Origin of the sequence: Grimontia kaedaensis (genome assembly GCF_023746615.1) — a bacterium.
Lineage (GTDB): Bacteria > Pseudomonadota > Gammaproteobacteria > Enterobacterales > Vibrionaceae > Enterovibrio > Enterovibrio kaedaensis.
Genome location: NZ_CP082275.1, coordinates 614,432 through 626,991, shown reverse-complemented (window position 1 = coordinate 626,991; position 12,560 = coordinate 614,432). Strand labels below are relative to the sequence as shown.

Genomic DNA, 12,560 nt, shown 5'->3' with positions numbered 1-12,560 from the left:
ACAACTACGGGCGAAGGAGAAAATCCTCCTGCGCCCGTGCGAAATAAAAACGGTTAAATCTTTCGATTCAGGTCTTGCTGCTTTTCCGTCGCAAGACCTGCTTCTGGGATTTTATCCGGCCTTATTTTTTGTCGTCTTTTACTTCTTCAAACTCAGCATCAACAACGTCGTCGTCTTGCTTAGTTTGCTCTGCACCGGCGTCTTGAGCTTGCGCAGCTTGTGCTTGCTGCTGAGCCACTTCCATCAGCTTCTGAGATGCTGCGATCAGTGCCTGCACTTTTGCGTCGATAGCTTCTTTATCTTCGCCTTTACGTGCTTCTTCCAGCTCGCTGATTGCTGCTTCGATCTTCTCTTTCTCGTCAGCTGGCAGTGCGTCGCCTGCTTCTTCGATTTGCTTGCGAGTACCGTGAACCATTTGGTCAGCTTGGTTGCGCGCAGACGCCAGTTCTTCGAACTTCTTGTCGGCTTCTTTGTTCGCTTCCGCTTCCTGAACCATTTTCTCGATTTCGTCGTCGCTCAGACCGCCAGATGCCTGGATAGTGATCTTCTGCTCTTTACCTGTGCTCTTGTCTTTTGCAGACACGTGCAGGATACCGTCAGCATCCAGGTCGAACACAACTTCGATTTGTGGCATGCCACGCGGTGCTGCGTTGATGCCTTCCAGATTGAATTGACCCAGAGATTTGTTGTACGTCGCCTGCTTACGCTCACCTTGCAGTACGTGAATCGTTACTGCACTTTGGTTGTCTTCAGCAGTAGAGAACACTTGGTTCGCCTTAGTAGGGATGGTGGTGTTCTTCTCGATGAGCTTAGTCATCACGCCGCCCATGGTTTCGATACCCAGAGACAGTGGCGTTACATCCAGCAGCAGAACGTCTTTCACGTCACCTGCCAGTACACCGCCCTGAACCGCTGCACCAACCGCAACTGCTTCGTCAGGGTTCACGTCTTTACGTGCTTCTTTACCAAAGAATTCAGCAACTTTCGCTTGAACCATTGGCATACGAGTCTGACCACCAACCAGGATTACGTCGTTGATGTCGTTTACAGACAGGTCTGCGTCAGCCAATGCAACTTTCAGTGGCTCCAGTGAACGTTGAACCAGGTCTTCAACCAATGATTCCAGCTTCGCACGGGTCACTTTAACGTTCATGTGCTTAGGACCAGTCGCATCTGCAGTGATGTATGGCAGGTTCACGTCAGTTTGCTGCGCAGAAGACAGTTCGATCTTCGCTTTCTCAGCTGCTTCTTTCAGACGCTGCATTGCCAGTGGATCTTTACGCAGGTCGATGCCTTGGTCTTTTTTGAACTCGTCAACCAGGTAGTTGATCATGCGGTTGTCGAAGTCTTCACCACCCAGGTGAGTGTCACCGTTGGTTGCCAGTACTTCGAACGTCTTCTCGCCGTCTACTTCGTCAATCTCGATGATAGAGATATCGAAAGTACCACCACCCAAGTCGTAAACTGCGATAGTGCGGTCACCACCTTGCTTGTCCAGGCCGTAAGCCAGTGCAGCAGCAGTTGGTTCGTTGATAATACGTTTAACTTCCAGACCCGCGATGCGGCCAGCGTCTTTAGTCGCCTGGCGCTGTGCGTCATTGAAGTACGCAGGTACAGTGATAACTGCGCCAGTGACTTCCTCACCCAGGAAGTCTTCTGCAGTTTTCTTCATTTTCTTCAGGACTTCAGCTGAAACCTGAGGAGCTGCCATTTTCTGGCCTTTAGCTTCTACCCATGCATCGCCGTTGTCAGCCTTAACGATTTTGTAAGGCATGATTTCGATATCACGCTGAACTTCTTCGTCTTCGAAGCGACGACCGATCAGTCGTTTGATTGCAAACAGCGTGTTTTCTGGGTTGGTCACTGCCTGACGTTTTGCTGGCTGACCTACCAGAGTTTCACCGTCCTGGGTGTACGCGATGATTGATGGCGTTGTGCGATCGCCCTCTGCATTTTCGATTACGCGTGGCTTGTCACCGTCCAGTACTGCTACACATGAGTTGGTAGTACCCAAGTCGATACCAATGATCTTACCCATTTGGTTTTCTCCGAAAATTCGTCTTACGTCTATGTTGCGTTAACCCATATATGGGGGTCGCGGTTTAGGGTTCAACCCTGCACAAGAAAAATTTTTAAATTTTCTTTTGATGCACCTTAAATAAGGGCGACTTATTGGCTTTCAAGGCCTGAAATGAAAAAAACCCGCAAAATGCGGGTTTTTCCTTAAATTCGGTCTTATGCCTGCTCGTTCACGTTACCAGCAGCGGCTTTTGAAACCATGACCATGGCTGGGCGAACAACACGACCATTCAGTTCATAGCCTTTCTGCATCACGAACATCACGGTATTTGGCTCGTGATCTGCGCTTTCCTGGATAGACATTGCCTGGTGGAATTCTGGGTTGAACGGTTCGCCGTGTGGGTTCAGCTCTTTCAGGCCGAATTTTTCCACTGCATCTTTCATGGTCTTCAGAGTTAGCTCAACGCCTTCGATCATCGGCTTGAGGGCGTCATTTTCTTTGTCCGCCATCTCTACTGCGCGTTCCATGTTGTCGATAACAGGAAGCAGTTCGTTCGCAAAACGCTCCAGAGCAAACTTACGCGCTTTGTCTATTTCCTGCTCGGTACGACGACGCATGTTTTCAATGTCTGCACGTGCGCGCAGTACGCTGTCTTGTTGCTCTTTCACTGTCGCTTCACTTGCTTCAAGTGCAGCTTCAAGCTCAGTGATCCGGTTAATCATTGCATCAGTTTCAGCATCAAGGGCATTTTCTTCAGCCTGTGCTTCCACTGCTTCGTTTTGCAATTCTTCTTCCTGGATCTTGTTTTCTTCTTTGCTCATGCTCTCTCCGACACAATACACTGTGTTGAACCCCAAAAATCTCAAGGATTGGGGCATCAATCTCGACGGTTTTGCTTATTATGGGGATGAATGGTCACGTTTCAAGGTGTCTCTTGCCGCAATGCACGACAAGTGCAGGGCAATCACTTATACTCAAGCCACTAAACTGTGCAGGATCAATAAGATGTCAAAGCGTTTTAACACTATAGCTTTGGTAGGAAAACCGCGAAATCCAGAAGCGGTAGCAACCCATGAAAGCCTGTATCACTGGCTGACCCAACAAGGTTACCGCACATTGGTCGACAATCGTCTCGACAATTACCTCGATATTCCCGCTGATGATTTCCACGATTTGCTTTCGCTGGGTGCTAAAGCCGATTTGGCGATTGTGATTGGTGGTGATGGAAATATGCTTGGCGCAGCCCGTGTCCTTTCCCGTTTTGATATTTCCGTTATCGGTGTCAACCGGGGCAACCTCGGCTTTTTGACCGATCTCGACCCAGATGAATATCAAGATGCACTGACGTCAGTATTGTCCGGTGAGTACATCGAAGATCACCGCTTCCTGCTTGAAGCAGAGGTGCACCGTCACGGTCAGGTGAAAAGCCATAACGCGGCGCTTAACGAAGCAGTGCTTCACCCTGGGCAAGTCGCCCACATGATTGAATTTGAAGTCTATATCGACGATAACTTCGCCTTCTCCCAACGTTCCGACGGCATTATCATTTCGACGCCAACAGGCTCAACGGCTTACAGCCTTTCCGGTGGTGGTCCTATCCTGTCACCGAGCATTGATGCGATTTCACTCGTTCCTATGTTCCCGCATACGCTATCGAGCCGTCCTTTGGTCGTCGATGCTAAACGGCATATTAAGCTAGTGGTTTCACCGGATAACGGCAGCACATTGGAAGTGAGTTGTGACAGTCAGGTGTCTTTGCCTGTTAATCCGGGGGATGAAGTACACATCTATAGAAGCCCTTCACTGTTGAAGCTTATCCATCCTAAAAATTACAGCTACTACAAAACGTTGCGAACCAAATTGGGCTGGTCCAGCAAACTCTTCTGATAAAGCAGGAAAGAACATTGTTCATGAAAAGAGTGGCTTAGGCTGCTCTTTTTTATTTTCATCACTCTCTTTGCTCGTTTTTTAATCCGCATCACAATTTCATCGCGAATTCATACCTGATCATCTTTACTGTATACAAACACAGTATATACTGTATATAACAACAGGTGATGATAAAAACAGGTATAGGCGCATGCTGGCACACATCACAATTCAAAACTTTGCCATTGTTAAAGCACTCGAACTCGACTTCCAACAAGGAATGACCACCATTACTGGCGAGACCGGTGCAGGTAAATCCATCGCTATTGATGCTTTGGGTTTATGTCTGGGCGATCGCGCAGATGCTTCAATGGTTCGTCCCGGTGAGGAAAAAGCCGAAATCGTGGTGCTCTTCCAACTCCAGAACAATCCTGCCGCGAGACGTTGGTTGGAAGACAATGAGTTGGTCGATGGTGATGAGTGCATTCTACGACGTGTGATCACTAAAGAGGGCCGTTCACGCGCCTTCATTAATGGCAGCCCTGTTCCAGCCTCCCAGCAAAAAGCACTGGGGCAACACCTTATCAATATTCATGGTCAGCACGCCCATCAGCTTTTGATGAAAAACGATTATCAACTGACATTGCTCGACCAATATGCCGGCCATCAAAACCTGCTCGCTACAATGCGCCAACGTTATCAAGACTGGCGTGCCGCACGAAACGAGCTCAAGCAGTTAGAAAAGAACATAGAAGCGGTCGAAGCCCAACGCCAGCTTTTGGAATACCAGGTAAATGAGCTCAATGAACTGGCGTTAGGTGAAACCGAATACCCAGAGCTGGAAGCAGAGCACAAACGCCTTTCCAACTGTGGCGACATTGCTATTTGCAGCCAGAGTGTTCTTCAGTCATTGAGTGAAGATGATGAAAACAACGCGATGCAGTTGCTGCAGTTTGCCCAGCAGAAACTTGCCGAACTCGCCGCGATGGATAGCCGTTTTAACGATCTAACACAGATGCTGGACGAAGCTTGCATTCAGGTGCAGGAAACCAGCCACGAAATCTCGAGCTATATGGACAGCCTGGATATGGATCCTGCGCGTCTGAGCTATTTAGATGAACGTATGGCAACCATTATGCGCCTGTCACGCAAACATCAGGTTTCTCCTGGAGAGCTGTTCACTTCCCATCAGTCTCTGGCCAATGAGCTTGAAAACCTCAATGACAGCGATAACCAGATTGAACAGCTTGCCGCTCGAGTCGAACTCAAGCATCAAGCGTGTCTAGCAGCCGCTGAGAAACTCAGCAAGAGCCGTAAGCGTTATGCCAAAGAGTTGGATAAACTAATTTCTGCCAGCATGCATGAACTCAGCATGCAAAACGGCAAATTCCATATTGCACTGGATAGCCAACCGGAAAGTCATTTGTCACCACTGGGCTTCGACAGTATTGAGCTTTTGGTTTCCACCAACCCAGGTCAGCCAATGCAAGCGTTAGGGCGCGTGGCTTCCGGTGGTGAGCTTTCCCGTATATCTTTGGCGATTCAGGTTATTACTGCACAGAAAGTGGATACACCAAGCCTTATCTTCGATGAAGTGGATGTAGGTATTAGTGGTCCAACAGCTGCCATTGTCGGCAAACTGCTTCGTAAGCTAGGTGAATCAACACAGGTGATGTGTGTGACGCATTTACCTCAGGTTGCAGGCTGTGGCCATCAGCAAATGTTCGTGGCGAAAGCCAGCGAGAAAGGAAAAACCACTACCAGCATGATCCCGCTAGATACTCAGGCCCGCGTTCAGGAACTGGCACGACTGCTCGGTGGCAGCGAAATTACTGAACACACTCTCGCCAATGCTAAAGAGCTCCTTATTGCGGCATAGGGCCTCTCAGCCTGAAGAGAAAGAAACTTTTCCCCAATAGCACGGTCGAACAAGCAAGTTGAGACAAGAGTTTTTTACTTCTCTCACTTGCTTGTTTATCATCGTCCCCTATTTTGGAAATGAAGTAAGAAGTCATGCGTTGGAAACACATCGTTGCGGCATCCCTTGTTCTGGCTAGCCTCTCAGGCTGTTCTTGGGTTAACAAGCTGGTTTATCGCATAGATATTAATCAGGGAAATTACATCGACCAAACCGCGGTCGAAGAGCTCAAATTTGGCATGACCAAAGAGCAGGTTAAGTTCTTACTTGGTCCACCTATGCTGGTTGAGTCTGGCTATCCGAATACTTGGTATTTTGTTCAATATCTGAAGCCTGGACATGAAGAGCCAGAACAGAAAGAACTGGTTCTTTCTTTCGACGACAGCGGTCAGTTGGTCGGCATGAAAGGTGACTATCAGCCAGGTACAGGATTTTTCGAAGCCGTTCGCTAATTTGATGCCTAAATGCCAGAATCAAAAAACCCGCTCACCGCGGGTTTTTTATTGATCTATACCCAAACGACCTGAAGATGCAGGATTCAGGTTGTTTGGGTATATACAATGTCGATACCAAAGCGCTATTTCAGCATTTTTTCCAACTGTTCTTTGTTGGTATGACGGATGTCTTTACCTTTCACAAAGTAAATGATGTATTCGCAGATGTTCTGGCATCTGTCTCCCACTCGCTCAATCGCACGAGCAGACCACATCACTTTGAGGACATTAGGAATAGAGCGCGGATCTTCCATCATGTAAGTCATCAACTGACGTATAATCGCTTCGTACTCTTTATCCAGATGGTCATCGCTGTGGTAAACCTTCATTGCCGCATCCACGTCCATTCGCGCAAACGCATCCAAAACATCATGCAGCATACGTGCTGCTTTTTGGCCCAGGTTTTCCAGTGACACTAAAAACGGCTGTTGATGATTGGAAAAATTATCCAACGCCATCTTCGCAATACTGTCCGCAACATCGCCGATACGCTCAAGGTCGGTAATGGTTTTGATAATCGCAATCACCAAACGTAAATCGCCTGCTGTAGGTTGGCGTTTGGCAATGATTCGGGTGCAAGCTTCATCGATAGCGACTTCCATCGAGTTGACCTTATGGTCTTCGCGGATCACCTGTTTTGCCAGTTCCACATCCTGATAATGCATAGCACGCAAAGCGTCAGTCAGCTGTCGCTCTACCAATCCGCCCATCGCGAGCACATGGGTGCGTATAGCTTCAAGTTCAGCATTAAACTGACCTGAAATATGGCGGCTGATATTTTGGTTGTCCATCATTTGCGTGCAATTCCTTAACCGTATCGGCCAGTGATGTAATCTTCGGTTTGCTTGTTCTTCGGGGTGGTAAATAGCGTATCTGTATCGGCGTATTCTACCAGTTTACCTAGGTTGATAAAGGCAGTTTGATCAGACACACGCGCAGCTTGTTGCATGTTGTGGGTAACGATCACTACAGTATATTTACGTTTAAGATCGTTTATGAGTTCTTCAATCGTCAGCGTCGAAATCGGATCCAGTGCCGATGTAGGTTCATCAAGCAAAAGGACTTCTGGCTCAATCGCGATAGCGCGCGCAATCACCAATCGTTGTTGCTGGCCGCCAGACAAACCAAACGCATTGTCATGAAGGCGATCTTTCACCTCATCCCATAACGCTGCCGCACGAAGCGAACGTTCAACCGCGTCGTCCAGCGTACGTACGTTTTTCACGCCTTGCAGACGCAGTCCGTAGATGACATTTTCATAGATAGACTTTGGAAAAGGATTCGGTCGTTGGAAAACCATGCCCACCTGACGGCGAAGTGCTGGCACATCCACCGCTTCATCATAGACATTGGTGCCATGAAGCAGAATTTCCCCCTCTACCTTACAGCCATCCACCAAGTCATTCATACGATTGATGCAACGAAGCAGAGTAGATTTTCCGCAACCGGAAGGGCCGATAAACGCCGTGACCTTACCTTTAGGAATACGCATATTAATATCGAACAATGCCTGAGAATTGCCGTAATGGAGATTCAAATTCTGGATAACCAGTGCCGTCTGCTCATCAGGAAGTGATGACAGATCGATAGGTCCCGGTAATCCAATGTTGGCATTGATAGATATCATTTCGTCGCGATGTCCTCTAACGCTTAAATTTCTTGTTCCAGCGCGCGGTACTTTTCGCGCAAGTGGTTACGGATAGTGATCGCAGCCAGATTCAGGCTGACAATCACAGTCACCAATAGCAAGGATGTGGCGTAAACCAACGGCCTCGCCGCTTCAATATTTGGGCTCTGGAAACCCACATCGTAAACGTGGTAACCAAGGTGCATGAACTTTCTGTCTAAATGCAGGAACGGGAAGTTTCCATCCAGTGGCAGACTCGGTGCCACCTTCACAACACCTACCAGCATCAGGGGTGCCACTTCACCCGCCGCGCGGGCGATAGCCAGAATCAGTCCCGTCATAATAGCAGGACTCGCCATAGGTAAAACGATACGCCAAAGCGTTTCAGCCTGTGTGGCGCCAAGCGCCATAGACCCGTGACGCACAGAGGTCGGGATTCGAGCCAAGCCTTCTTCGGTTGACACAATCACCACAGGCAACGTCAGGATTGCCAGCGTCAATGACGACCACAATATCCCTGGCGTGCCGAACGTTGGGTTAGGCAATGTCTCTGAATAAAACAGTGAGTCGATACTGCCACCGACAAAGTAAACAAAGAAACCCAGGCCAAAGACGCCATAAACGATGGAGGGCACACCTGCCAGATTCACTACCGCAATGCGGATCACACGGGTGAAAGCATTCTTTCCGGCATACTCGTGAAGGTACACAGCCGCCAACACGCCGAGTGGGGTCACCATGATGGACATCAATAGCACCATCAGCACTGTGCCGAAAATAGCTGGAAAAACACCGCCCTCTGAATTGGCTTCCCGCGGGTTATCTGTCACGAAGTTGGCAATCTGACTGGCCCAATGCAGCACCTTCTCAAACCCGCTCATGTCATTGGGATACCAAAGCCCGAGCACATTATTGAGTGCGATGCGGACATTGTTACCATAGCGGTCTTTAACAATCAGGCTGTCCAGAGACAAATCTGCGCGGCGTTGCATTAAGACTTCTTCTAGAGATTGATAGCGAAACGCCAAAGTGTCGATGCCATCCTGAACTTTCTCTGGCACCGCCTTACCATTGCTAAGGTAGGAGGCTTTCTCTTTTTTTAGTGCCGTGAGCTGGTAGTTCACCTTCTCTATTTCGCGCTGCTCGATGGCTGTGATTTCGCTACGCCGCTTTTCCGCCAACGCGATTTTTTCTTCAAAGAATGCATGGTTTGGTGAGGATGTGGTGACTTTTCCTTGGTCTAGGTATCCCACAGGAACACCATAGAAATCGCCATTTTCGATCCGTTCAATCACTGCAATATTGGGGTTGGCGACCTGCGACAGGATGTTTTGCTCAAGCACCGAAATAAAATCATGCGCTTCCCGTTCACGGTTGGCGACCTTTATCAGCAGTCTCTGATGCTCTTCCTGATTTGGCTCTTTGAGTACAACACCCGCCTCTTGTAACTGACGTGAAGAGATTGTCTCGACACCATAAATCTGACCAAATACCGTCTCTTCACCAAACGGAGTTTCAATCTTGAACTCGTAAACCGGAGCTGGCCAGAAGTACGCCAGACCTTTCCAGCCAATCAACAACATCACGCCCAGCACAGCAATCAAACAGAGGCTGACCATGCCTGCAGTCATCCACACCCAGGGAGAGCTGCTGTTTAAACGCTTAAGCATAAACAGACTCCAGATGGATTGAATTGAAGGCTAACGCTTTACAACGCACGGTACTTCTCTCTCAACTGCTGGCGAACAAATTCCGCCACAGTGTTAAACAGGAACGTAAATGAAAACAGAATAAAGGCTGTCAGGAACAACACGCGATAGTGAGAGCTTCCCACTTCAGATTCCGGCATTTCCACCGCAATGTTCGCTGACAAAGTTCGCAGCCCCTCAAACGGGTTCCATTCCATTAATGGCGTATTTCCTGTCGCCATCAATACAATCATGGTCTCACCCACAGCGCGGCCAAGTCCCATCATCACCGCAGAGAAAATGCCTGGGCTTGCGGTCAGCAACACAACGCGTGTCAGCGTCTGCCAATGGGTCGCACCTAACGCCAGTGATCCATTGGTCAGGTGACTGGGCACTGAAAAAATCGCATCTTCCGCAATGGTAAAAATAGTCGGGATCACCGCAAAACCCATCGCCAAGCCCACCACAATGGCATTGCGCTGATCGAAATTCACGCCCAATACGTCAGTCACAAATACCCGGCTGTCCCCTCCCATAAAGGTATCTTCCACCCAGGGGCCAAGAGCAAATGCGAGATATCCCAACACCAGAATCAATGGCACCAGCACAAACAAATGACCACCTGGTGGCAGTTTCTTGCGCACGGAGCGTGGCAGCGCCGTCCAGACGAATGCGGTCAACAGGAAGGAAACCGGCATGGCGACGAAAATCAGAAAGACTGCGGGTAAATGGGTTTCAACGATAGGCGCCAGCCACAATCCGGCTAAAAAACCCAAGATAACCGTTGGCAAAGCTTCCATGATTTCGATAGTGGGTTTCACCACCTTACGAAGACCAGACGGCATGAAATACGCAGTATAAATCGCGCCACCGACCGCGAGTGGAATCGCAAAGAGCAGCGCGTAAGCTGCCACTTTAATCGTACCGAATACCACAGGAACGACACTCAGCTTGCCTTCAAAAGACTCGCTGCCAGACGTGGATTGCCAAACAAACTCCGGCTCCCCATAGCCTTCATACCATATGCGATTCCACAATGAACGGACGTTGACTTCAGGGTGAGGATTATCAACATTCAACAATGTCAGGGTATCGCCCTTCTCCACCAACAGACGATCTGCACGAGGTGAGAAACCCAAGTTGTCAATTTGGCCTGCTATTTCGGGCAACTCAAAGTTGTCACGGATTTCACTTGGCGCATGCCAAAGCGTTAGATCACCGCTCGGCGTCAAATTGGCGAAAACATTGCGATGAGGCTCCACAGCAAGAAAGCCACCTTGAGTGTCAAACTCACGCACCATGGTCAGCGAACGCTCACCAGACTTCACCACATCAAACCACTGCGTCAGTCTGCCATCATCCAGACGCACCATCAGCGAATGTCCACCAGCCAGCAATGTCATAGACTCTGGCATCGCGCCGGTCACGAGTTCAATGTCCACTGACTCGCGCAAATCGATTCTGCGATCTGACACCGAATACACATTGAGCTCATTACCGACCATCTCAAACAACTTTTGACCGCGGGGCGCAATCAGCACGCTGGCGTCTGTGCTTGTCGGGACAGCAGCATGCAGTATTTCATTGCCATCGCGCTCGATAACAATGTTCAGCCAGTCTCCTGCCACACCTGCTACAACGCGATCATTGTGGCGTTTGGCAAAGGAAAGACTGGAAATTGGCAAGCCATTGCTGAGTTTTACTGAATCCATAAGCTGGATATCCGGCGTGAAGGTTCTTTTTCCGTCTGCATAGTGAGACAAAAAACGCAGGCGCTGAAAACTCACAGAGCCATCTTCAAGCCCATAGGCGCTGACCCCAGCATAAGGTTGGGGTGCGTAAAAGCTACTGGGAAATTCAGCGAGCTTCTCACGGGAAACCAACTGCCCTTTTCCATTCAAAGAGAATATGGATAGAAACCCATCATCGGAATAGCGGAAGCCGAGTTGATTATTGTCATCCATACCAAGCTGGACGGCAGGGCTTTCAAAGCCGAGGTCGAAAGTGCCTTCAAGCGTGACCGACGGGCTTTTGAACAGGGGGAGAACCACATACGCGAGGTAGAAGAATATCAACAGCAATGCCAACAAAACAGCAATGCCACCTCCCTTCACGGAAAGGCGAGCAAGTCTGTCTTTGAAACGCCGCCGGGAGTCTCCCTTAGTCAGCGCAGGTGTGGCGTTTGCCATTGGTACCTCATATTTTGATTAAGCGGCTCATAATATTTCTTTTTGATGACATAAATGTGACAGTCAAAAAATCAAGACAAGTTAAGCCCATGAAATAAAAGTGTAATAAAACATGTTTAGCCTCCCCTAACGTTGATGTGAGGCACAGTTCGGAGGTGCCTGCTTCGTCGAGGGGTAGACAGGGTTTTAAAACCGCCTTAATAATGACCTTTCCCCTCCGCTGTTGACGCAAAGGATCGACCATGAAGCAGTTAGTTATCACCCTCATCGGCACGGACCGCTCAGGTCTGGTAGAAACACTCTCCGACACCGTATTCCAGCATCACGGAAGCTGGCAAGCCAGCAGCCTTAGCAAACTTGCGGGCAAGTTCGCTGGTATTGTTCAGATTGATATTAAAGAAGAAAATGTCAAAGCGCTGACAGACGCGCTAAATAACATTCCTGATCTTAACGTTCTTATCGCAGAAGCTGCACACCAAGCAGAGACTGATACAACAACGCATACCCTGTCTGTTACAGGCAACGATCGCCCTGGCATTGTTCAGGAAGTGACAAGGGAAATCGCCAAGTTTGGTATCAACATCAACAATCTGGAAACCGATGCAGAAAGCGCAGCCAACTTTGGTGGCGTGATATTTAAAGCTGAGTTTGATCTCGACATCGCCAACAACATCTCGCTGGATGACCTTGGTGCAGCTCTTGAAGGGCTGTCAGATGATCTGATCGTGGAGTTTGACGAAAGCGACATTTAATTA

At 48.9% G+C, this 12,560-nt stretch carries 10 protein-coding genes; 4 read left to right on the top strand and 6 right to left on the bottom strand.

Annotation, left to right across the window (positions count from 1 at the left end; all coding sequences use genetic code 11):
- Positions 1-121 precede the first annotated feature (121 nt).
- Together dnaK and grpE are read right to left on the bottom strand one after the other, a co-directional pair.
- Positions 122-2,038 (bottom strand): molecular chaperone DnaK, encoded by a 1,917-nt coding sequence (dnaK, locus tag K6Q96_RS03055; RefSeq protein ID WP_251877688.1) that lies wholly within the window; start codon positions 2,036-2,038, stop codon positions 122-124.
- 197 nt (positions 2,039-2,235) lie between these two features.
- Positions 2,236-2,841: a nucleotide exchange factor GrpE gene (gene grpE, locus K6Q96_RS03050; RefSeq protein ID WP_251877686.1), complete on the bottom strand. Its 606-nt coding sequence runs from the start codon at positions 2,839-2,841 to the stop codon at positions 2,236-2,238.
- Positions 2,842-3,025: 184 nt separating this feature from the next.
- On the opposite strand from grpE, the gene nadK reads away from it, so the two are divergent.
- The 3 genes from nadK to bamE all read left to right on the top strand — a co-directional run bounded on the left by nadK (position 3,026) and on the right by bamE (position 6,259).
- On the top strand, positions 3,026-3,907 hold the full coding sequence (gene nadK / locus K6Q96_RS03045; protein ID WP_251877684.1) for an NAD(+) kinase: 882 nt from the start codon (positions 3,026-3,028) through the stop codon (positions 3,905-3,907).
- 193 nt (positions 3,908-4,100) lie between these two features.
- Positions 4,101-5,768: a DNA repair protein RecN gene (recN, locus tag K6Q96_RS03040; RefSeq protein ID WP_251877682.1), complete on the top strand. Its 1,668-nt coding sequence runs from the start codon at positions 4,101-4,103 to the stop codon at positions 5,766-5,768.
- A gap of 134 nt (positions 5,769-5,902) precedes the next feature.
- The gene (bamE, locus tag K6Q96_RS03035) at positions 5,903-6,259 is read left to right on the top strand and encodes an outer membrane protein assembly factor BamE (RefSeq protein ID WP_251877680.1); all 357 of its coding nucleotides are present in this window, start codon (positions 5,903-5,905) and stop codon (positions 6,257-6,259) included.
- Between the two features lie 125 nt (positions 6,260-6,384).
- Here the strand turns inward: bamE and phoU are convergent, their stop codons facing one another.
- From phoU to K6Q96_RS03015, 4 genes are read right to left on the bottom strand one after another with little or no spacing between them, the layout of a single operon-like run.
- The gene (phoU, locus tag K6Q96_RS03030) at positions 6,385-7,092 is read right to left on the bottom strand and encodes a phosphate signaling complex protein PhoU (RefSeq protein WP_251879571.1); all 708 of its coding nucleotides are present in this window, start codon (positions 7,090-7,092) and stop codon (positions 6,385-6,387) included.
- A 17-nt stretch (positions 7,093-7,109) separates the two neighbouring features.
- Positions 7,110-7,928, bottom strand: a complete 819-nt coding sequence (pstB, locus tag K6Q96_RS03025) for a phosphate ABC transporter ATP-binding protein PstB (protein ID WP_165018525.1) — start codon at positions 7,926-7,928, stop codon at positions 7,110-7,112.
- 23 nt (positions 7,929-7,951) lie between these two features.
- Positions 7,952-9,598, bottom strand: coding sequence for a phosphate ABC transporter permease PstA (gene pstA / locus K6Q96_RS03020; RefSeq protein ID WP_251877678.1), 1,647 nt, complete (start codon positions 9,596-9,598; stop codon positions 7,952-7,954).
- A 38-nt stretch (positions 9,599-9,636) separates the two neighbouring features.
- Positions 9,637-11,805 carry an ABC transporter permease subunit gene (locus K6Q96_RS03015; protein WP_251877676.1) on the bottom strand — a complete coding sequence of 723 codons (2,169 nt, stop codon included), beginning with the start codon at positions 11,803-11,805 and terminating at the stop codon, positions 9,637-9,639.
- 242 nt (positions 11,806-12,047) lie between these two features.
- Here K6Q96_RS03015 and K6Q96_RS03010 point away from each other — a divergent pair, with 242 nt between their 5' ends.
- Entirely contained in the window at positions 12,048-12,557 is a 510-nt protein-coding gene (locus K6Q96_RS03010; RefSeq protein ID WP_046302597.1) for a glycine cleavage system transcriptional repressor, read from the top strand.
- Positions 12,558-12,560: the final 3 nt, after the last annotated feature.